The organism is Belliella alkalica (assembly GCF_022549785.1).
In the GTDB taxonomy this organism is placed as follows: Bacteria; Bacteroidota; Bacteroidia; order Cytophagales; family Cyclobacteriaceae; genus Belliella; species Belliella alkalica.
On sequence record NZ_JAKZGO010000014.1, the window covers coordinates 34,088 to 56,478 of the forward strand.

Annotated in this window: 20 protein-coding genes; 13 read left to right on the forward strand and 7 right to left on the reverse strand. The window is 37.4% G+C overall.

Annotation, left to right across the window (positions count from 1 at the left end; translation table 11 throughout):
• Window positions 1–159 precede the first annotated feature (159 nt).
• The 4 genes from MM213_RS15270 (at window position 160) to MM213_RS15285 (ending at window position 5,162) form a co-directional block, all read left to right on the forward strand.
• On the forward strand, window positions 160–951 hold the full coding sequence (locus tag MM213_RS15270) for a (Fe-S)-binding protein (RefSeq protein ID WP_241413647.1): 792 nt from the start codon (window positions 160–162) through the stop codon (window positions 949–951).
• Between the two features lie 273 nt (window positions 952–1,224).
• Window positions 1,225–2,580, forward strand: coding sequence for an ATP-binding protein (locus tag MM213_RS15275; RefSeq protein WP_241413649.1), 1,356 nt, complete (start codon window positions 1,225–1,227; stop codon window positions 2,578–2,580).
• 111 nt (window positions 2,581–2,691) lie between these two features.
• Complete coding sequence (locus tag MM213_RS15280) at window positions 2,692–3,183, forward strand: hypothetical protein (protein WP_241413651.1); 492 nt, start codon at window positions 2,692–2,694, stop codon at window positions 3,181–3,183.
• Window positions 3,184–3,239: 56 nt separating this feature from the next.
• On the forward strand, window positions 3,240–5,162 hold the full coding sequence (locus tag MM213_RS15285; protein ID WP_241413653.1) for a CHU_0125 family OmpA-like outer membrane integrity protein: 1,923 nt from the start codon (window positions 3,240–3,242) through the stop codon (window positions 5,160–5,162).
• A 249-nt stretch (window positions 5,163–5,411) separates the two neighbouring features.
• On the opposite strand, the gene MM213_RS15290 is transcribed toward MM213_RS15285, so the two are convergent.
• Window positions 5,412–6,035 carry a class I SAM-dependent methyltransferase gene (locus tag MM213_RS15290; protein ID WP_241413655.1) on the reverse strand — a complete coding sequence of 208 codons (624 nt, stop codon included), beginning with the start codon at window positions 6,033–6,035 and terminating at the stop codon, window positions 5,412–5,414.
• Complete coding sequence (locus tag MM213_RS15295) at window positions 6,022–6,933, reverse strand: patatin-like phospholipase family protein (RefSeq protein WP_241413657.1); 912 nt, start codon at window positions 6,931–6,933, stop codon at window positions 6,022–6,024. Before MM213_RS15295 ends, MM213_RS15290 begins: the two co-directional genes overlap by 14 nt.
• A gap of 63 nt (window positions 6,934–6,996) precedes the next feature.
• Here MM213_RS15295 and MM213_RS15300 point away from each other — a divergent pair, with 63 nt between their 5' ends.
• From MM213_RS15300 to MM213_RS15325, 6 genes are all read left to right on the forward strand, one after another.
• Window positions 6,997–7,419 carry a VOC family protein gene (locus MM213_RS15300; RefSeq protein ID WP_241413659.1) on the forward strand — a complete coding sequence of 141 codons (423 nt, stop codon included), beginning with the start codon at window positions 6,997–6,999 and terminating at the stop codon, window positions 7,417–7,419.
• Between the two features lie 10 nt (window positions 7,420–7,429).
• A complete protein-coding gene (locus MM213_RS15305) occupies window positions 7,430–7,639 on the forward strand; it encodes a hypothetical protein (protein WP_241413661.1) in 210 nt (69 codons plus the stop codon).
• 238 nt (window positions 7,640–7,877) lie between these two features.
• Complete coding sequence (locus tag MM213_RS15310) at window positions 7,878–8,690, forward strand: alpha/beta fold hydrolase (RefSeq protein ID WP_241413735.1); 813 nt, start codon at window positions 7,878–7,880, stop codon at window positions 8,688–8,690.
• Complete coding sequence (locus MM213_RS15315; RefSeq protein WP_241413663.1) at window positions 8,690–9,772, forward strand: efflux RND transporter periplasmic adaptor subunit; 1,083 nt, start codon at window positions 8,690–8,692, stop codon at window positions 9,770–9,772. The genes MM213_RS15310 and MM213_RS15315 overlap by 1 nt, the downstream gene beginning before the upstream one ends.
• 2 nt (window positions 9,773–9,774) lie before the next feature.
• A complete protein-coding gene (locus tag MM213_RS15320; protein ID WP_241413665.1) occupies window positions 9,775–12,840 on the forward strand; it encodes an efflux RND transporter permease subunit in 3,066 nt (1,021 codons plus the stop codon).
• Window positions 12,837–14,186 (forward strand): TolC family protein, encoded by a 1,350-nt coding sequence (locus tag MM213_RS15325; RefSeq protein ID WP_241413667.1) that lies wholly within the window; start codon window positions 12,837–12,839, stop codon window positions 14,184–14,186. Before MM213_RS15320 ends, MM213_RS15325 begins: the two co-directional genes overlap by 4 nt.
• 78 nt (window positions 14,187–14,264) lie before the next feature.
• Here MM213_RS15325 and MM213_RS15330 read toward each other — a convergent pair whose 3' ends face one another.
• Complete coding sequence (locus MM213_RS15330; RefSeq protein ID WP_241413669.1) at window positions 14,265–15,458, reverse strand: serine hydrolase; 1,194 nt, start codon at window positions 15,456–15,458, stop codon at window positions 14,265–14,267.
• Window positions 15,459–15,692: 234 nt separating this feature from the next.
• On the opposite strand from MM213_RS15330, the gene MM213_RS15335 reads away from it, so the two are divergent.
• The gene (locus tag MM213_RS15335; RefSeq protein ID WP_241413671.1) at window positions 15,693–16,295 is read left to right on the forward strand and encodes a DUF2179 domain-containing protein; all 603 of its coding nucleotides are present in this window, start codon (window positions 15,693–15,695) and stop codon (window positions 16,293–16,295) included.
• A gap of 90 nt (window positions 16,296–16,385) precedes the next feature.
• On the forward strand, window positions 16,386–18,902 hold the full coding sequence (locus MM213_RS15340; RefSeq protein WP_241413673.1) for a M14 family metallopeptidase: 2,517 nt from the start codon (window positions 16,386–16,388) through the stop codon (window positions 18,900–18,902).
• Window positions 18,903–18,908: 6 nt separating this feature from the next.
• Here MM213_RS15340 and MM213_RS15345 read toward each other — a convergent pair whose 3' ends face one another.
• The 3 genes from MM213_RS15345 to MM213_RS15355 form a co-directional block, all read right to left on the reverse strand.
• A complete protein-coding gene (locus MM213_RS15345) occupies window positions 18,909–19,052 on the reverse strand; it encodes a hypothetical protein (protein WP_241413674.1) in 144 nt (47 codons plus the stop codon).
• Between the two features lie 473 nt (window positions 19,053–19,525).
• Window positions 19,526–20,203: a hypothetical protein gene (locus tag MM213_RS15350; RefSeq protein ID WP_241413676.1), complete on the reverse strand. Its 678-nt coding sequence runs from the start codon at window positions 20,201–20,203 to the stop codon at window positions 19,526–19,528.
• Window positions 20,200–20,865 (reverse strand): hypothetical protein, encoded by a 666-nt coding sequence (locus tag MM213_RS15355; RefSeq protein WP_241413678.1) that lies wholly within the window; start codon window positions 20,863–20,865, stop codon window positions 20,200–20,202. The genes MM213_RS15350 and MM213_RS15355 overlap by 4 nt, the downstream gene beginning before the upstream one ends.
• A 391-nt stretch (window positions 20,866–21,256) precedes the next feature.
• Here MM213_RS15355 and MM213_RS15360 point away from each other — a divergent pair, with 391 nt between their 5' ends.
• A complete protein-coding gene (locus MM213_RS15360; protein ID WP_241413679.1) occupies window positions 21,257–21,859 on the forward strand; it encodes a hypothetical protein in 603 nt (200 codons plus the stop codon).
• A gap of 70 nt (window positions 21,860–21,929) precedes the next feature.
• Here the strand turns inward: MM213_RS15360 and MM213_RS15365 are convergent, their stop codons facing one another.
• Window positions 21,930–22,241 carry a hypothetical protein gene (locus tag MM213_RS15365; RefSeq protein WP_241413680.1) on the reverse strand — a complete coding sequence of 104 codons (312 nt, stop codon included), beginning with the start codon at window positions 22,239–22,241 and terminating at the stop codon, window positions 21,930–21,932.
• Window positions 22,242–22,391: the final 150 nt, after the last annotated feature.

Consider the following 22,391-nt stretch of genomic DNA (forward strand, 5'->3'; position numbering starts at 1 on the left):
CTGAATGTCAAACTTCGAATTATGCAGTGTAGAATAGAGATAAGATATGGGCTTCTGTCGTGCGCCAGCTAACTTTGTAACTTTATAACCTTAAAACCTTCTATAAATAACCAAAACCAAATTCAACTCTCCTAAAATTCAAAATCTAAAATTCCACACATGTCAACATATAAAGTACCAACCATGGCCGAGATGGCCGCATCTGGACAGAGTCCCGAAATCCTTTTTTGGGTAGGCTGTGCAGGTTCGTTTGATGATAGATACAAGGCCGTAACACAGGCTTTTGTCAAGATACTCAATAAAGTAGGAGTGAGCTTTGCCGTATTGGGTACAGAGGAAGCTTGTACCGGAGATCCTGCAAGAAGAGCAGGCAATGAATTCCTTTTCCAAATGCAGGCTGTTGCCAATATTCAGGTGATGAATGGCTACGAAGTCAAAAAGGTAGTCACAGCTTGCCCTCATTGCTTTAATACGATCAAAAATGAATACCCTGCATTGGGAGGAAATTATGAAGTGATTCATCACTCCCAATTTCTCCAACAACTCATCAATGAAGGCAAAGTAGCACTCCAAGGTGGTGGAGAATTCAAAGGAAAGAAAATCACCTTCCACGATTCTTGTTACCTAGGTCGTGCAAATGATGTCTATGAAGCTCCGAGAGATGTGATCAAAGCCTTGGATGTGGAGTTGGTAGAGATGAAGCGTTGCAAAACAAAAGGTCTTTGCTGCGGTGCAGGTGGCGCACAGATGTTCAAAGAGCCTGAAAATGGCAAAAAAGACATTAATGTAGAGCGGACGGAAGAGGCTTTGGCTACAGGGGCATCTGCGATTGCAGTGGGTTGCCCGTTCTGCCTGACGATGATGACTGATGGGGTAAAAAATAAAGAGCGCGAGCATGATGTCCAAGTCTATGATTTGGCTGAGATGATCGCCAAGGATATGGGCATTTGATTTGAGCGTATTTGGATTGGATGTTCAGACCTGCCAGGTTTTTAAAACCTGCCAGGTCTTTTTATTTTTCATAAAAAAAAGATGATCAAAAGGTGTCTTTACACTATCCCTTCGGTAGAAAATCAGCGTTTGATTCCTCAAGTTGCCCTGACTTTGTTACAAGAATCTATGAAATTTGCCTTGACTTTGTGACAAATAATGTAAAAATTACCCTGACTTTGTTACAATAAATTGAAAAAAAATGCCCTTACTTTGTTATAAATATGGAGAAATATGGGTTTTAAAAGACATGTTTTCAGTCATTTAAAAAGCTGGAAAGAGAATATAGATAGAAAGCCATTAATAATAGGAGGTGCCAGACAAGTGGGGAAGACCACTTTAATCAAGCAGTTTTCAGAATTGTTTCCATTTTTTATTTCATTGAATTTGGAAAAGGAATCATCAAAATCTTTTTTTGATGATTTTGATGATGTCCAAAGCATTGTGGAAGCAATTTTCTTGACAAACAATTTAAAGATTGAGCATTTAGGAGAAACGCTACTTTTTTTAGATGAAATTCAAGAGTCGCCAAAAGCGATTAGGTTGCTTAGGTATTTTTATGAGGAAATGCCAAAACTCTATGTGGTTGCTGCAGGTTCTTTATTGGAGTTTGCTATGAAAGAAGTTTCAAGCTTTCCTGTTGGCAGAGTTCAATTCCTGTATCTTCATCCGATGAATTTCCCTGAATACCTTGAAGCCATTGGCCAAAACACCTTAGTGGATCAACTGAATCTGTTCCCCATTAGGCCAGCTGCAAACAAGGTTTTGATGGACCTGTTTCACAGGTTTGCGATAATTGGGGGTATGCCGGAAATAATCAAGACAGATATTGAGAAAAAAAACCTTGCGGATCTTACGGCAACCTATGAAAGCATTTGGGGTACATATAAATACGATGTTGAAAAATATACTTCGAATGAAACGGAGCGAAAGATTATTAAACACATTATGAATGCAGCACCATTGGAGCTAGATAAAAGAGTCAAGTTCCAAGGTTTTGGCAATTCGAATTATAAATCAAGGGAAGTTGGAGAGTGCTTTAGGATTTTGGATGATGCAAGGGTTATCAAACTGATTTACCCTACGACAGATTTGAAACCACCTGTTCAATACGACTTAAAAAAATCCCCTAGATTGCAATTTTTGGATTATGGCTTGGTAAATTATTCTTTAGGAATTCAAGGGCAGTTGTTGAAAATGGAAGATTTGAGTCCTGCATTCAAAGGTGCATTGATCCCACATTTGGTAATACAAGAATTGCTGTCAGTCCAAAATATTAGAGACCAAAAGCCAAGTTTTTGGGTAAGGGAGAAAAAGCAGTCGACTGCCGAAGTTGACTTGGTCTATGTTTTTGAGGATAAGTTGATTCCAGTTGAAATCAAGTCTGGCCCGACAGGTTCGTTGAGGTCATTGCATCAATTTATCGATGCTGCTGACCATCATTTTGCCATCAGGGTTTATGGTGGAAAATTATTGAAAGAAGAGGCAGTTACGCCAAGTGGAAAGCCATACATACTGCTGAACCTTCCGTATTACTTAGGATCAAAAATTGGAGTTTACGCTCAGATGTTCGTGGAGGATCAAATTTAAATATTACAGAAAGATATTTTTATATACCCAAATATTATATTTTTCCGTTAAGGAAAAGAACTAAAGTATGATGAAAGTCCTTATCCTTAGGAACAATAAAATCACATTGAGATGTATCTAGAATTTGAAAATATAGCGGCTCATTCACGAGTTTGGGTTTATCAATCTGATAGGAAATTTGATTCTGAAGAGCTGACCTGGATCAAATCACATTTGAAATCCTTCTGTGAGCAATGGAATACCCATGGAGCTTTGATGCCTACTTCTTTTGAGATCAAATTTGATCAGGTTATCATCCTTTCTGTGGATGAAAGCAACTTGGGTGCCAGTGGTTGCTCGATTGATAGCTCGGTTCGTACGCTTAGGGATATTGAGCAAAAATTTGGTGTGAATTTGCTAGATCAAGGAAAAGTTGGTTTTCTGAACTCAGAGGACAACTTGGCTATTAATTCCGTCTTTGGTATCAAAGAAAGTGTACAATCAGGTATCGTGAGGCCAGAAACGCGAATACTCAATCCACTCGTTAGGGAAAAGGCAGATTTGGAGAATAATTGGCTAATTCCAGCTAAAGAGAGTTGGTTAAACAAATACTTTCAAAATTAATTATTATAATTATCCTATATTTAAGATTCAAGACCTAATTCGACTAATAATAGCAAATGAAGCGAAGTTTCATATTTATCATTTTTATTGGACTACTCGGCGTTTCTTGTACGAGTTTATTCAAAAAGGGCCAAAAGCAGTTCTCTTCTGGTGAATATCAATACGCTATCAGTACTTTTTCTAAAGTTTTGGAAAAAGATCCAGATAACAAAGAGGCGAATTTTTATGTGGCCGAAAGCTATAGACTTTCCAACAGAATAGAGAAGTCCTCAGCATATTATGAGAAATTGGTTGAAGAAGATGGGACTTTTGAGAATTATTACCGCCTTGGACAAAGCTACAGGAATCAAGGAAGGTCAGATGAAGCACTTGAGGCATTCAAGCAAGCCAAAGGGCTTACATTGGAAGATGGGAATTTGAATGAATTGGATAGGGAAATTTCAAACCTTCAGAAAATCGATCAAATAGAAGATTATTGGCCTTACATTGAATTGGAAAATTTCACCTTGCTGAATACACCGGGGCCTGATTATGCTCCGATTGTCAATGAAGGTTTTTTCTATTTTACCAGTTCCCGGCAAGCTACAGGGATATATTCAGCTACTGGAGTGCCTTACACGAAGCTTTTCAGAACAAGAGCCGACGGGATCAAAGTGGATGTGCAGAATATTCAAGCATTGCCAGAATTCAAAAATGAGGAAGGTTTGAACCAAGGTTCGATAGCGATAAGTCCTGATGGGAACACAATAATCTATGCAAGGGGAAATTCTACTTCAAGTAAAGACCTTCCTGATGTTCATTTATTTGCTTCCTATTTTAGGGGAGGTGGGTTCACGCAACCTATTTGGATGCCTTTGAATGAAGATGAATTTTGGTGGAATAGTACGCCTGCCTTTAGCCCAGATGGATCAGAGCTTTATTTTGCTTCCAACAGGCCTGGAGGGTATGGAGGAATCGATCTTTATAAAGCTACAAAACTTGCTAACGGAGATTTTGGAAATCCTGTCAATCTGGGTCCCCAAATCAATACATCAGGCAATGAAATGTTCCCTCGAATGATGTCAGATGGTAAATTTTTCTTTGCTTCCGATGGTCATCCTGGGTTTGGTAAGCTCGATTTGTTTGTAGCCGAACCATCAGAAGATGGCTTGGTTATCAAAAATCTTGGGCCAAAAATCAATTCAGTAGCCGATGATTTTGGGATTTATTTTACAAGATATCCACAAGATGGTTTCATCACTTCCAACAGGGAAGGCGGACAAGGTGATGATGATATTTATTATTTTGAGGATAAAACTCCAAAGCCAAAAGTTGTCAATGTATTCCTAAATGTGACCACCAAAGAGAAGAAAGACGATGGCACCGAGGAGATTTTGCCACAGACAAGGGTTGCATTATATGACTCTGCCAATAAAATGACTGGAGGAGACTTTACAAACCAAAATGGGCGTGTGAGATTTACTTTAGCTCCAGACCAAAATTTCTCTATGATAGCTTCCAAAAGCGGATATTTCTCTAAAAGTATCACCTATGATACGAGAGGGAAAACGCCAAGGCAAGAAGATTTGATTCAAGAAGTCACAAATATTACTTTGGATACCACAATCGTGTTGGATGCATTGATTTTGGAAAAATCCATTGTCTTGGATAACATCTACTATGACCTGGACAAGGCTGATATCAGGCCGGATGCAGCGGAGGAGTTGGATAAATTGGTGACAATTTTGAAAGACAACCCTACCATCTCAATAGAACTGAGTTCACATACGGATGCACGTGCTACAGATGCCTACAACGATGCGCTTTCACAAAGAAGAGCTGAATCTGCGGTAGCTTATATCGTGTCCAAAGGCATAGATGCTGAGAGATTGGTGGCCAAAGGATATGGTAAGCGTCAGTTGATCATAACAAATGCAACGACAGAAGAAGAGCACCAAGTCAACAGAAGGACTGAGTTTAAGGTTATTGAGATAAAGTGATCTAACTCTTTTGAATTTTCAGGGTCAATTATTTAACCCAAAGTCCGATATTAATTGATATACAATTGATATCGGACTTTTTTTTGTCAATATAAAACCAAAAAAATTGGCTATTTGCCAAATAGATGTGATTTTCATAGATATTCCAAAACCTTCCAACTTTCCAACCTTTCAAACTTTTAATTCAATTTTAAAAGCGAACTCCCCATCCGTAATTTTCTAATTTTAAAATCTGCAATTTTCTAATTCCTAATTTTCAGCTTTCTTCCACACAAATACTCCCATAGCTCTTTGGTCATGAACCAACACACTTTTAGGGGCTTCAAGGTTCGTTAGGCCATATTTTAACTGAATTTTTTCCATCAACTCCTTAGTTAGTATAAACCGCTCACTTCCATCAGGAAGAGCGTACACTCCATCACCTAGATTTGGAGATATATCCTGAATTCCTCCAAACCCTGTTGTCATTCTCAAGAAAAATATCCCGCCGACTTTCAGCACTTTCATCATTTCATCCATCATCTTGAAGAAATGAGCTTCATCATTGGCGAAATGTAATACTGCTGAACTGATAATTGCATCAAATGCCTCCTTATGGAAAGGCATGTCTTGTACAGTAGCTGTCTGGAATCTGAAAACATCGTAGTCCGGCTGAATCGTCTGTGCATAAATCCTTGCCATTTGCACAGCAATGGGATTGGCATCTACTCCAAAAATTTGGTAGCCTTGGTTCAAAAAATAAATGCAGTTTCTGCCTTCTCCACATCCTGCGTCAAGGATTTTCATCTCTTTGGTAAATCTTCCTTTGAGGATTTGGTCCAACAAATAAATGTCAATATTTCCCAAAAGTTGATTCAGCTTATTGATTTCCATTTTCTAGTTTTTTAAGCGCATCGATAGTTTTGCTTTTGCCTATTTCGATCAATTCAGAAGCTCTATGAAACTCAAGCGTCTTAGCCTGAATTCTAGAAACTTCAATCAAAACATCGATCTTGTTTTGATTGATCGTGATGGAAGAAAGTTTGTCTTGAAGCAAATCAAAGGAAAAATTCATCAATTCCAAGGAACTCATTCCTTTGTATTTCTCCTGTTTTTCTTCCGAATCAAAATATTTGGAGAATTTTGAGCGATACTCGATGACCCATTGCGGAATTTTGATTCTGCTTTCAGATTCTTTTTTGAAGTTTATTTCCGGTACAGGAGTTACAAGTTTGTCTTTAGAAGCATTTAAGTCTACTGCAATTACCAAATCTCCCCTTTTTCTTTTTGGCAGTAAGCTTAAAGGGATAGGGTTGATGATTCCACCGTCCACAAATTCCTTCCCATTAATCTTGGCAGGAGTAAGGACAGTTGGGATCGAAACCGATGCCCTGATGGCATCAAAAAGAGAACCTTTGTCAAATATTTTTTCCTTTCCAAGCGGGATTTCTACAGCATTGCAAATAAATGGAACTTGAAGTTCCTCGATTTGGCAATCGGGGATAAACTTTTTGATTTCATTGAATACTTTGTCTCCTTTTATAAACCCTTTGCTTGACAAAGTGAAATCCATCAAAGAAAACACATCAATCTTGTCAAGGTTGCAAATCCAGTCCTTGAAAACCGGCAGGTGTCCTGCAGCATGGATTCCCCCGATCAATGCGCCAGCAGATGATCCAGCAATTGAGACGATTTCATAACCAGCCTCTTCTACAGCCTCGATTACGCCAATGTGTGCCATCCCTCTAGCTCCACCACTCGAAAGAACCAATGATACTGTTTTTTTGCGCATAATATAAAAGTGACATAAATTTTTATATTTGTAAATTAACTTCAACAAAAATAGTCAAATACCATGAATCAATTTAAGCCTTTCCACCTTGCTTTTCCAATCAGAGATATTGAAGAAACGAGGGCGTTTTATGGAGAACTTCTTGGATGCGAGATTGGTAGGAGTACAGAAAAGTGGATAGATTTTAATTTTTTTGGTCATCAGCTTTCTGCACATGTCAAGCCAGATGAACTTGCTGCTGCCCATAAGAATGAAGTAGATGGCAAAAATGTCCCTGTTAGGCATTTTGGGGCGATTTTACCTTGGGAAGAGTGGCATGAGTTGGCAGATAAGCTCAAAGAGAATGGGACTGAATTTGTTATAGATCCTTATATTAGATTTCAAGGAGAAGTTGGTGAACAGGCTACCATGTTCTTTTTGGATCCTTCTGGAAACGCACTGGAGTTCAAGTCATTTCAAGATCCAAGTCAGATCTTCGCCAAATAAAATATTTGCTATGAAAAATTCAATCGTTATTTTCAGTGGTGTCTTATTGATCCTTTCTGCCATAATTATTAATAATTTCATGTCAGCCTCAAAACCTCTTTTTGACATTGAAATGATCAAATTCTTCACCGGAATATGTTTCGGGTTAGGAGTGGGAATTTTGATCATTGCTATTTTTGGAAAAAAGAGAAAAAAACAGACACATAAAACTTTACAATGATTTTTATTGAGCTTTTTTTAGAGTTTAAAAAAGATGTATTTATAGTTGAGAGGTAAAGTTTCAAATACCTCACCTTCTGAATTTATTTTTTGGATGGAGATGATGAAAAACCACTGATAGATTACAGTCACCATCTATATCTTATTTCATTTTTTTCAGGGGCAATTAGTTTTAATTTTGAATCGGGTAACTTTATTTGATTCTTTTCGGTTATACCAAGACTATGGCGAAACAAGAAATGTTGTATTACAAAACCTATAAGCACTCGAGTAGTGAGGAGTGGGTTGTATTTATACATGGAGCTGGCGGTTCTTCGTCCATCTGGTATAAGCAAATCCGTGAGTTCAAGGAGGATTTTAACTTGCTTTTGATTGATCTGAGAGGGCATGGCCGATCAGCCAATTCAATCAAAAATCTTTGGAATGAAAAATACACATTTCCTAATGTGACGAAAGACATCATTGAAGTTTTGGATCACTTGAAAATCCCGCCTGCACACATCATGGGGGTATCTCTCGGGACAATATTGGCAAGACAATTAGCGGAAATGGAACCGCAGCGAGTGAAATCAATGGTAATGGCAGGAGCTATTACAAGACTAAACTTTACTTCCCAAATATTGGTCTTTTTGGGAAATGCATTCAAAAGTGTATTGCCTTATATGTGGCTTTATAGCCTTTTTGCATTTATCATTATGCCAAGAGGACATCACGCCGAATCCAGAAACCTATTTATTAGGGAAGCGAAAAGACTATGTCAAAAGGAATTTATCCGTTGGTTCAAGCTTACCAAAGACATCAATCCCTTGTTGAGGTATTTCAAAGAAAAGGATCTTTCCATTCCTACTTTGTACATTATGGGAGAGGAAGATGTGATGTTTTTGGAATCAGTCAAAAATATAGTGAAATCACATAAGCAATCTTTTCTCAAAGTAATTGATGCCTGTGGTCATGTTGTGAATGTAGAACAACCTGAAATCTTTAATAAACTTTCTTTAGAATGGCTCAAGAGCCAAAATAATCAACTTCAAAATTCCTTGGAGCAATCGTAATGAAAAAGCAAACCAAAACAATTTTAATCGTAGCCATATTAGTAGTGGTTGCAGTCATTTTTATCTACCCAAGACTTGATTTATTTGTTTCAAAAGAGGCTGAAACACCAAGCACTTCAGGAGCCCAAGCTCAATCGAACGAGATACCTGTAAATGTCATAGAAGTCAAGTCAGAAAGATTGGAAAACAATCTGAATATCACAGGGACTGTAATTCCAAACGAAGAGGTAAGCCTTCGATCTGAAATATCTGGCTTGGTAGAGAGAATTACTTTCAAAGAAGGTGAATTTGTCAAAAAGGGAACGCCACTTCTATATCTCAATGATGATGAATTGGAAGCACAATACCAGAGATTGGATTATACCAAAAAATTATACGAGAGCCAAGAGAATCGTCAAAAGCAACTTTTGGAGCGAGAGGCAATCAGTCAGGAAGAATACGATATATCTCTCAATCAATTTAACACAAATCTTTCCGATTTGAAATTGGTCGAAGCACAATTGAATAAGACAGTCATTAGAGCTCCTTTTGATGGGGTAGTTGGACTAAGGCAGATTTCGGAAGGTTCTGTAATCGGAACTGGGGATGTCATCGCCAATGTAGTGAATATTGATCCCATCAAAATCGAATTTTCTATACCTGAAAGGTACGCGAATTCAGTAGAAATCGGCTCGAAGATTTCTTTCTCCAATGATGGTGGAGGAGAAAATGGAGTGGGTGTTGTATACGCATACGAGCCTACCATTGATGCTTCTACAAGAACTCTAAAACTTAGGGCTACCAGTCCAAACAAAGAAAGAAGATTCCTCCCAGGCATGTTTATCAGGATAAAGTATACCTTAGGAATAGAAGAAAATGCGCTGATGGTTCCTTCTGAATCTGTAATTCCTGAACTAAATGGGTATAAAGTTTATGTTGTAAATGAAAAAAATCAAGCAGAAGAAAGGGTAGTGCGAATCGGGACCCGTACAGAGAAAGAAGTCCAGATTTTGGAAGGTGTCGAAGTAGGTGATCTTGTATTGACTACGGGAATTTTGCAAGTAAGGATAGGATCAGCATTGAAGCCTACCAAAATTAATTAAGCATGGCGAGTTTATCTACCATAAGTATCAGAAGGCCAGTTTTGGCAATAGTGATGTCCCTTACAATTACTTTGTTTGGGATTATCGGTATTAGTTTTTTGGGTGTTAGGGAGTTTCCAAGTGTTGATCCGCCGATTATCAATGTAAGGACCACTTACGTAGGAGCAAATGCGGATGTGATTGAAGCGCAAATCACCGAGCCATTAGAAGAAGCAATCAATGGGATTGCCGGTATCAAGTCATTGACTTCAACGAGTAATGATGGTACTAGTAATATTACCGTAGAATTTGATGTAGGGGCTGATTTGGAAGCAGCAGCAAATGATGTGAGAGATAAAGTAGCTGGTGCACAGCGAAATTTGCCTCCAGATACTGATCCTCCAGTGGTTGCAAAAGCAGACTCTGACTCTCAGCCAATTGTATTTTTGAATGTACAAAGTGATAGAAGGACGCTGCTAGAGCTTTCAGAATTGGCAAACAACATTTTCAAAGAAAGGCTTCAAACAATCCCTGGAGTAAGTACGGTTCAGATTTGGGGTGAAAAAGAGTATGCAATCCGGCTTAGGATGGATCCCTTGAGAATGGCTTCCTATGGAGTGACTCCATTGGATGTATTGAATAAAGTACAAAGTGAAAACGTAGAATTGCCTTCGGGAAGAATAGAAGGATCCACCATAGAATTGTCTGTAAGGACAAAGAGTAGGTTGAGTTCACCTCAGGAATTCAATGATTTGATTATCAAAGATGATCAAAATAATATTGTCAAATTTCAAGATATAGGAAAAGCTGAACTTGCAGCACTCAATGAAAGGACTGTATTAAAAAGAGACGGCATCCCTATGGTGGGTGTAGTACTTATTCCTTTGCCTGGGTCCAACAATATTGAAATCGTAGATGAATTCTACAAAAGATTAGAATCTATCAAGAAGGACCTTCCTGATGATATACTTTTGGATATAGGTTTTGATTCTACAAGTTTTATTCGTTCTTCGATAGCAGAGGTTCAAGAGACGATTGTACTTGCTTTTTTCCTAGTTGTCATTATCATTTTTCTCTTTTTGAGAGATTGGAGAACCACATTTATTCCTGTTTTGACAATTCCTATTTCTCTGATTGGGGTGTTCTTTATCATGTATTTGATGGATTTTTCCATCAATGTCCTGACCTTACTAGGGATCGTATTGTCCATTGGTCTTGTTGTGGATGACGCCATTGTAGTATTGGAAAATATCTATTCTAGGATTGAAAAGGGAGAAAACCCTGATACGGCAGCAGAAAAAGGTGCAGAAGAAATATTCTTTGCTGTTATCGCTACTACAGTAGCTTTGGCTGCAGTGTTTCTCCCTGTGATTTTCCTGACAGGCACGACTGGTAGGTTGTTTAGAGAGTTTGGTGTTGTTGTAGCTGGTGCAGTTATTATTTCGTCTTTCGTTGCATTGACGATGACTCCTATGTTGAGTTCCAAGTTGTTGAAGAAGAGAGAAAAGCAGAATTGGTTTTATAATAAGACAGAACCGATTTTCCTTTGGATGAATGATAAATACAGCATTGCATTAGAGTCATTTATGAAAATAAGATGGGTTGGCTTTTTGGTTGTAGTTTTGGTGGCTTTTGGGATTTATCAACTGTTTCAAATCATCCCAACAGAACTTTCGCCGATAGAGGATCGAGGAGAGATGAGGGTCAATCTAAGTGGGCCTGAAGGAGCTACTTTTGAGTTTATGGATAGGGTTTTGGATGACATGACAGAGGAATTCATGACAGAGATCCCTGATGAAGAAAGAGTAGGGATCATCACCGTTACCTCTCCTGGCTTTGGAACGGCAAGTACCAATTCAGGATTCTTAAGATTGATCTTGACAGATGCAGCAGACCGAGAGCGTACGCAGCAGGAGATTTATGATGAGGTATCGAAGAGATTGACGAAATTCACTTCAGTGAGGGCTTTTGCTACCCAAGCTCCTTCGATAGGAGATAGAAGGGCAGGATTGCCTGTCCAATATGTACTACAAGCACCTACTTTGGACAAGCTGAAAGAAGTCATTCCAAAATTCATGGAGCAGGCAAATCAAAGTTCAATATTTAGCTATGCAGATATCAATTTGAAATTCACAAAGCCTGAAATAGAGGTAGAAATCGATCGTGAAAAAGCCAGAAATGTAGGTGTGTCGGTTCAGGAAATAGCAAGAACCTTACAGCTTTCTTATTCAGGTCAGCGCTTTGCCTATTTTATCATGAATGGGAAGCAGTATCAAGTTGTCGGTGAAATGCAGATTCAGGATCGAAATGAACCGATTAACCTTCGGACTCTTTACGTCAGGGCTGAAAATGGAAGTTTGGTGCAATTGGATAACTTGGTAACAATAAGGGAAAACAGTACACCACCGCAACTCTACAGATTCAATAGATTTGTAAGTGCTACAGTTTCTGCAAACCTTGCTCCAGGATATACTATTGGTTCAGGATTGGAAGAGATGGATAGGATTGCAGCGGATGTTTTGGATGAATCATTCAGCACTGATGTAGCAGGACTTTCCAAAGAGTATAGAGAAAGCTCCAATAGTTTGATCTTTGCATTTATTTTTGCCTTGGTTTTGATTTATCTAGTACTTTCAGCTCAATTTGAAAGTTTCTTGGACCCCTTGACGATTATGTTTACGGTGCCTTTGGCATTGTTTGGAGCTTTGGCTTCTTTGTGGATATTTGATTTTACATTGAATATTTTCAGTCAGATTGGTATTATTATGTTGATTGGATTGGTGACGAAAAACGGTATCCTGATTGTAGAGTTTGCCAACCAAAGAAAAGCACAGGGGATGTCAGTAGATGAGGCCATCATAGGAGCTGCAAGTGCGAGGTTTAGACCGATTTTGATGACAAGTTTATCCACTATTCTCGGCATTCTTCCTATTGCTTTGGCTTTGGGAGCAGGATCTGAAGGCAGGGTTCCTATGGGTGTGGCAGTGATTGGAGGATTGGCTTTCTCTACAGTGCTTACATTATTTATTATTCCGGCAATTTATACTTTCCTTACATCCAAAAAAGGAAGATTAGCAAGAGTGCAATGAAAAAATATCTTTTAACAATATTCTTTTTATCTCAATTTTCTTTATTCACGATTGCTCAGGAGAGTGAAATGCTGAATTTGGAAAAGGCTATAATGATTAGTCTTGAGAAAAATTATGATGTAAAAATAGCAGTCAATAATGTGCAGTTGGCAAATTATGACAAGGAAATTGGTTTTGGAACTTCATACCTACCTGTAATTGATGCTATCTATGCTCAAAATTATAGTATCGAAGATGTGGAGCAGTTATTTGCTACATCATCAGCTCCAAATGAGATCCTTGGCGCTACCTCCGATACTGAAAACTTTACTGTTACTGCTATTTATGGATTCAATCCAGAGGTAATCGTAACTATGAGGCGATTGGGAAAATTAGCGGAGATTAGTGAGTTGGATGCAAAGGTAGCTGTTGAAAATTTGGTAGCAGCAGTTTCTTCTTCGTATTATAGACTGGTTTTAGAGCTACAAAGGCAGAAGGTTTTGGAAAAAACATTAGAGTTCTCCAAATCAAGGCTTGAAATAGCTGAGGCTAGGTATGAACTTGGAGGGGCAGGGAAAAGGGATTTCTTGACAGCTCAAGTCGATTACAACACTGATTTGTCACTTACGGTAAATCAAGAGCAAATTATCAGGACAGCACGAATCAATCTAAATGAGCTACTTGCACTATCACCCTCAGAACAATTTACTGTAAAGGACACAATCGTCATTACAGATAACTTGAGGTTGGAAGATTTGATTGAAAATGCATATTTGAACAATAAACAATTTTTGGTGACTCAGAGGCAGGAAAATGTTGCGTTTCTTCAAATGAGAGAGCTACAAGCTCAGCGGTTACCTTCAGTTAATTTAAATGCAGCATATGTCAATAATACATTGACTTCTCAGGCTGGCTTTCTTCTCTTTAATCAAAGAAAAGGATACAATTATGGTGCTGGTGTGACATTGAATTTATTCAGTGGCTTTACTTTGAACAAGCGCATTCAGGCTGCAAAAGTACAACGATACAACTCTGAGCTTGCCCTTCAGCAATATGAAATTCAAATGCAATCAGATCTACATCGGGCATTTACTTCATATGAAAACAATAAGAGGCTGTTGGAAATCGAAAGGAAAAATTACGAGGTAGCTGTTGAAAATACAGATATTGCTTTGGAAAGATTTAGGCTTGGGATTGCCAATTATCTTGAGTTTAGGGATGCCCAAGTCAATTTGCTCACAGCGGAAGACAGGTTGATTTCTGCACTTTTTAATATAAAAGAAATGGAAATCGAGTTGCTTAGACTTTCAGGTAAAATCTATTTTCAAAACAGCGAAGAAAGATTAGAGATTTCCAGTAATGAATAAAAAGTTATTTGTGGTTCCTTTAATTTGGATACAAAAAAACAAGAGGCTGTCATTTTTGAATGATAGCCTCTTGTTTTTTTATTGTTTTCTGGTTTTTTCTAAATCGTACAAATATTCTCCCAACTCTTTGTAAAAAGGAAATCCAACTTCATCGAATTCATAGTTATTGTCATTGAGAGTATTGTTTTTATTTACATAGATCACCGCAGACACAAAAAACTCTATTCCTACTGATGTATTGACAAAATAGGAACCATCAAGAAGGTGTCCATATGCTTGCCCCGTTTTGTTATAGATCACAAATTCATCAGGTATTGGTTCTTTACTTGTTCCAAACATATAAAATTTGGAATAACTATCATAATACTCCGGAAGCTCGTATTTTGGATAATCACTTTGACCCGGCAACATTGACATATATCTTAGAATAAATTCCCGGTCTTCTTCAGAAATCTGAAATCTCTCTGATTCTGCAAAAAGCTCTGGAAATACTATCCTCTTTACTACCCCATGAAAATCTGACAAAGGAAACCTGTTTTTGAACGTGAAATCCATAGGCTCAGAGATCAATTCTCCGCTGTTTTTATAAGCTTTTGCCAAGCTAGGCTTATCTTCGTTTTGATAGATTTTGGTAGTGACTCTTGCCGGGATTTCCAACACCATTTCTCCATTGTCCCCAATAAATCTAATAGGATTTAAGTTTCTGTTTTCTTCGGGACTCATAAAAATGCTCAACCTATGATTGATAATTGTTTTTTTCAGTCCTTTTTCTTTTAGTTTTTCATTGATGTACTCCTGCCCAAGCAATTCATACAAACGGTTATAGGCATCATTGTCTGAAACCAACAGAATTTTTTTGATGTAATGAGCAATACTTGGCATCAAGTTTTGTGAAGTGCTGTCATACAAAGCAGGGATTTGGGATTCTCGAACAGAATCTGTAAGCATAATTGTATTTGCAGAAAGCCCTTCCGTTTTTTGCTTATGCAACCACTCCAAAGCTAAAATTGCTACAGGAAGCTTTACCGTGCTTGCAGGGTAATAATATTTTGTGTCATCCAAATTGAATTCATAATCTTTTAAAACAGGTTTCCCTAGGCTATCACGGTCGATCTGAGAGTAGATAATTTGCACTTGATAAGTGTCACTATTTTCTAATACGCTTTTTAGTACAGGGTATTCAGTACTGATGTTTTTGAATGGGGTTTTGTCCTTTGGGCTACAGGAAAAGAGAATAAAACCCACTAAATAGATAATAATTAAGTTTTTCATGGTTAAATTATTTGAGTATTGAATACATAAAACTTGTTAGCTTGTAGGATTATAGTTAAAAATCTAAAAATCAATTATTGAGTCAAACTACAATTTTTAACTGCTTTTTCAAAAATAAATAAATTAAAAATAAGTCTATCATATAAGATAATCGGTATTTGAATAACCAAATTCTCCTACGTCCTGAGGGCTTTTTCATTACCTTTGTGATAAATTAAAAAAAAAATCACCAAGATGCAGGAATACTTAGAGTCATTTGGAATATCCGTAGAAATCTTCAATTATGTCATAATGCCGCTTATGATCTTTTTCGCAAGAGTCATGGATGTGTCCATCAATACCCTTAGGATTATGTTTATGCTTAATGGCAAAAAGAAAATTGCTCCAATTTTAGGTTTTTTTGAAGCCTTGATATGGCTTTTGGCAATTGGGCAAATTTTTCAAAACATCAACAATCCAATGTCTTACCTTGCATATGCAGGAGGTTTTGCGATGGGGACTTTTGTAGGGATGACTATTGAGGAGAAATTGGCTCTTGGAAGGGTTTTGGTTCGTGTCATTACTCCTACTCCAATGCCGGAATTGATAGAATATATGAAAGAAAAGAATTTTAGATTCACTTCTGTTGGTGCTGAGGGAAGGTTTGGAAAAGTAAATCTACTTTTTACAGTAATGAAAAGAGATGCTCTTACTGAATTCGTCGGAAAAGTAAAATCCTTTAATGACAAAGCATTCTATACCATAGAAAGTGTCAAAAGAGTTAGCGAAGACGAGTTGAACGTAATGGAAGACAGGCCAAGGTTTACTACCAAACTTTGGAGCAGAATCAGAAAGTAACAGTAATAGATTTCCAAGGACGGTTTGAATCCTTAATCCAAAGAGTGTAAATTACCGTCCACAAATTTAATTCAGCTTAATTCTTTATTTATGAGAAAAATTTACGCCCTATTCTTATCGCTTTTGATATCCGGGTTTGCATTGGCCCAACAAAGTCCAGATGAATTTTTGGGCTATAAAGCAGGAGAAAGATTTACTCCTCATCACAGAGTAGTAGATTATTTCGAACATTTGGCAAGTACTTTACCTAATGTACAAATAAAATATTATGGAGAATCGGTAGAACACAGACCTTTGTTTGTAGCGATCGTCTCCTCTGCAGAGAATATTCAAAACCTTGACCAAATCAGGACTGACAACCTCAAGAGAACAGGAATGTTGGAAGGTAGTCCAAGCACCAAAGTGGCGATCAATTGGATGCAGTACAATGTTCATGGCAATGAAGCCGTAGCAACAGAAGCTGCTATGATGACTTTTTGGGAAGTGGCAAATCCAAACAATTCTGAAGCCAAAGAATGGTTGAAAAATCAAGTTCTAATCGTGGATCCATGTGCAAATCCAGATGGAAAAGATAGATATACAGTATGGTACAACCAAAAAGCCAATAAGATCCTTCAGCCGGATCCGCAGTCAACAGAACATTCTGAGCCATGGCCTGGAGGTCGACCAAATCATTACATGATGGACCTCAACAGGGATTGGGCTTGGCAAACGCAAGCTGAAACAGAACAAAGAATCAAGCTCTATCACGAATGGATGCCACATTTATTCGTAGATTATCACGAACAAGGTATCAACGAACCATTTTACTTTGCACCTGCTGCCAAGCCAGTTCACGAGCAAGTTTCACCATTTCAGCATGAGTTCCAAGAGATTTATGGAAGAAATACTGCCGCGAAGTTTGATGCAAATAACTGGCAGTATTTCACAAGAGAAAGATTTGATTTACTGTATCCATCTTATGGGGATACCTACCCGATGTACAATGGTGCCATTGGTATGACCATCGAAAAAGGCGGTTCAGGTCGTGCGGGTCTAGGGATGCTCAATGCACTGGGCGACACAGTTACTTTGGAAGAAAGGATCATCCATCAGCATACTGCGGGTATTTCCGCTGTAGAAGTTACCTCAAAGAATGCAGAAAGATTAGCCGAGGAATTCACAAACTACTTCAAAAGCAATAGTACAAACCCACGTGCAAAGTATAAAAGCTTTGTAATCAAAGGAGAAGGTCAACCTGATAGATTGGCTGCTTTGTTGAAACTTTTGGATAAAAATAAAATTAGCTATGGATTTGCTGGAAACAGGTCCGGACTGAGAGGCTTGGATTATAATACTGGTAAATCTGCATCTTTTTCCACCACTGACAAAGACATCATTGTCAATGCATATCAGCCAAAATCAGTCCTTACTCAGGTTTTATTTGAACCTGAAGCTACTTTGGAGGACAGCATCACTTATGATATTACAAGTTGGGCATTACCTTATGCTTATGGACTTCAGGCTTACGCTTTGGAGACGAAGCTAGATGCTGCAAAGTCTTTTGAGAAATCTGCTTTTGAGGTAAATATTGTGGAAGGTACGCCATTGGCATATATTGCACCTTGGAATGCTACCAAACATGCAAAGTATCTTGGGGCATTATTAAAGGCTGGTATTAGAGCAAGAGTTGCGGAATATCCTTTTGAAATCAATGGGCAGTCTTACAATGCCGGAACACTTTTGATCATGAGAAATGGCAATCAGTGGGTAGCTGATTATGATAAAAAAGTAGTCGATCTGGCCAATAAGTTTGAAATCAAACTTACTACTTCCAATACATCTTATGTTGACAAAGGGAAAGACTTTGGCTCATCGGACGTGAAAGTGATCAAAGCACCAAATGTCGCTGTAGTAGGAGGTTCTGGAACATCATCATTGAATTTCGGGGAAATCTGGTATTTCTTTGAGCAGGAGCTAGATTATCCTGTTACCATACTTGAGGCAGATATGTTGGGTAGATACGATCTGAGCAAATATGATGTGTTGATATTGCCATCTGGCAATTACCTGAATGGAGGGAACTTCACAAAAGTAATGGATTGGGTAAAAGCAGGCGGAAAAGCTATTGCCATCGAAGGATCTGTAGGAATGTTTTCTGATAAAGAAGGATTTAACTTGAGCAGATTCGATACTGAAGAAGAGAAAAAAGCGCAGCAAAAAGCAGATGCAGAAATTCAGAAAATTGAGCGATTAAGCTCCTTCCAAGATCGTGAGAGAATGGGAATATCTACTTCAGCAGCAGGTGCTATCTTTGAAGTCAAAATGGATCAAACCCACCCGCTTTCATTTGGAGTTGGGGAAAACTATTACACTTTGAAAAATAATGGAAGACGTTATGCATACTTGACAAACGGTGTGAATGTAGGTACGATTCAGAGTTTAGATCAATATAGATTTGGATTTATTGGAAATAAACTGAAGCCTCAAATGAATCAATCTATGGTATATGGAATGGAATATCAAGGTAGAGGAAAGATAGTCTATCTTGTGGACAACCCAATGTTTAGAAGCTTTTGGGAAGCAGGGAAACTAATCATGGCCAATGCTATTTTCATAGTGCAGTAAATATCATTATTCTGTTTCCCTAGACAGCCAAGATACTACCTTCCAGCGCATGTGGAATTCCTTTCTTTCTTCAGGAATCTTACTATGTCGATGAGAAGGTAGTTTCTCCCTGGCTTCAAAGAAGCGACGAAGTGCTTGAAGATATCTCATGAAACATCTTGGAATAGTTCATGGGGGGATTACTAAAAAGGTGATTGTAGTTCCGGTGGTAGAGTTCTTCTAAATCAGCAATGGAGGATCGTATTGCCTTTTTTTCTCAACCTTCAAAAGGTCTCTTAAAAAAAATGGGGCTCTGCGAAATGTCAATCGGGTACGGCTCTGTAAAAATTCCTATAATGGACTAACCCCATTATCAAGTTCAACTGCGACATCCTCATGCAATTGGGGTTTTCAAAATCATATTTTTTCTTAGCTTTTTATCTATCGGTCATTTTAAAATTTTATAATGTCGATCTCTATCAATACCTGATTTAAAGATAAGTAAGGATGTTGGCCTTGGCCAACTCCTTGTCTCTTTTCTTAAATTGACAATGTAGGTTTAATCAGATTTCACTTTTTTAGCATGCAAAACCTCAAAAGTTTGAGTGAAATCAAAAAAGCTATCTTCAAAGGTATTTAAGTTTTTAGAAGATAAAATTGAATCCTATACCGATTGATTGACCAAAAGAAAATCTGAGACCCCGATTTATTTCTTTTATAGGTATTGGACGCGAATCAATCTCAGGGAAATCAATTTCTTGGTTAGACACTGATAAAAAGCGAGTGTTTATTTCTAAGGATAAATTAGGAAGCATCCAGTAATGTAGTCCTACAGACAAATGGCCACCATAATTTTCAAGAGTTCGGTTAGTTTGTATTTGTGAGCTATTAACTCCAGATCGTTCTTCGAGCCAATAATATCCTATTCTCCCTTCTGCAAAAATCTGCAAGTTTTCATCCATGTCAAAAAACCTTCGGGTGAATAAACCAAATCCATATGAATCTATCCATTGCTTAATGTTCGAAGGTGAAGATCCAATATGAAATTGATCCGATGAGTATTTTAATTTACCCAAATTGATGTCAGCCCCAATAAGCCAATGATTACTTAACATATACCCCATTCTTGGAGAAAAATCTATCGCATGAGTAAACTGGGAGCTTTCATAGTTTGATCCTGAATTGTAAATAATATCAGATCTTTCGGTATTATTAAGGTCTAAATTCACTTGACCACTAATAAACCATAATCCTTTTTCAACCTGTGCCAAGGAGGAACTCCATAAAACAAAAAAAGCGAGTGTGAATAAAATATGCCTCATCTTGGTTTACTTATGAATAAGTTAAACCCTAAAGATAAAAAATCACCATTTAAGCCCGTAGAAAAGGAATGGTCAAGTTCTTTTTGTTCTCCGTTTATTTGAGGGGTTTTTGATTGGCTAAAGCTATAAGAGATAGGGTTAATATTTCCTTCTATGGCTATCCATCTTTTTGGAAAGTAAGTAATTCCCGCTTGAGTATGCATGTTGAGTGCTCTAGTGTTCCGTACGATTGCATCATTTTGTAGATGAATGGTTTTTATATCACCGAATGTGTAAGCTAATCCTCCTTGCAAATGAAAATACACTTGTTCATTGATCGGTAAATAACGCCTCAAAAATACTCCACCTCGACCCGTCCATTGATTTTGTCTATTTACTAATTCCCCTGTTTGGTGATTCGTTATGGAGGACCTTGAATGATGATAGCCGAAATCCACACCGATTACCCAATTTTTTTTAAAGAAATATCCAACTTGTGGCAAAATGCCATAAGCGTTGCGTGAAATTTTTGTGTCAGGTGTAATCTGTGAACCAAGTCTGAGTGTATTTTCGGAGTTGAAAGTGTACTGACCACCTACCATCCAAATGCCTTGTTCTGTTTGAGCGAATAAATTTTCTGAAAGGGAAAAGACTAGAAATACAGTTATTAATAATTTATTCATAAGCCTATAACAAAGCATATAGTTTGTTTTTGTTTTTTTTGTACTATTCTACGGAAAAATTCGAAAAAAGGTTAAATATTATTTTGCCGAATCTTTCTGCATTTGTCAGATTTACTGTTGTTTCAAAAAAAGCAAGCACACATTATTTACACCACTTTTAGAATAAGTCAATTATAGAAAATTTTAAGCTCAATCTTTTAAAATAGGAATTTCTGTTAATGTTGAAATTTTAGATATTTATAAATTAACATATAACATTCCGTTCTATTTTCGTTTGAGTTTTTTAATCTGATTTTGAGTGTAGAAAGGCACAGTTATTGATTCGTCATCAAAATCAAGAAACCTAAATTATTTATATTAACTTTATTTCGTATAAAACACCAATCACCTCATGAATAAAACCATTCTACTTGTATTGATCGCAACTTCATTTTTTATTAATTCCAGTCAAGCCCAGGAAAGTAATGTAGAAGAAACGGGTTCATTAAACAGCGGAACTATTTCAAGCCAATTTGATTATATCAACAGTATTTCAAATAATTTTCAAGAATATAAAGTAGTCAAAAAAACAAATCTTGATAAAATCAAATCCAATGTTCTGGATTCTTTGCAAGTGTTCAAGAAGGAATTGATTGATATTCATGCTACAGTCAAAGATCAACAAGCAAAAATCAATGAGCTTGAGGAGGACATAAAAAGCACTCATGATGATTTGGATGCTGCATTGGAGGCAAGAGATAGTTTTTTCTTTCTTGGAATCCCAATCCACAAAAACGCATACAATACGATCATGTGGACAATCGTCTTTGGACTGCTGATTGCCTTCTTATTTTTCTTATATAAATACAGCAAAAGCCACAAAGTCATCTCAATAGCGCGAAAAAATCTTGAAGAAACTGTTGAAGAATTTGAGCAACACAGAAAAAACACACTGGATCGTGAACGAAAGCTTAAAAGAGAATTGGTCGATGCCCTTAATGGAAAGTCGTCTTGATTCATTCAAACTTTTCACAATAAAAAAGCCCCACATCACTGTGAGGCTTTTTTTTATGTAGAATTCTATCCTATGTCAATAAAATCAGAATCAATAGTATAATGATGATGGCACCTACAGAAAGGTAAACTCCATTTCCCATTTCTTTTGCCTCAACTTTCATTTCTTTCAACTCTTTTCTGACTTCTTTTCTCTCGGCCTTAGTCATATCAGCAAAGTCCAAAGATTTAATCTCTTCAACCCTAAGGTTGATTTCATCTAGCCTTTCCTGCTGTTCAGCAGTAAGTACCTCTTTTTCTTTTTTCGAATCTTTAGCGATTGCTGTTGGAGCAAAAGCCATAAACAGAAATACAATTGATAAAAAATACGCGATCTTTTTCATGTTGATTTGTTTAAGTTGATAAATAATTTAGAAATACGGGTCCAAATGTCACCGTCACCTGTTTTACTTCCAAAAATTAGACCAGAGGAAATAAATTGAAGAGAAATGTAATAATTTAATTCCTGAAATGATAATAAATTGCACCTTTCC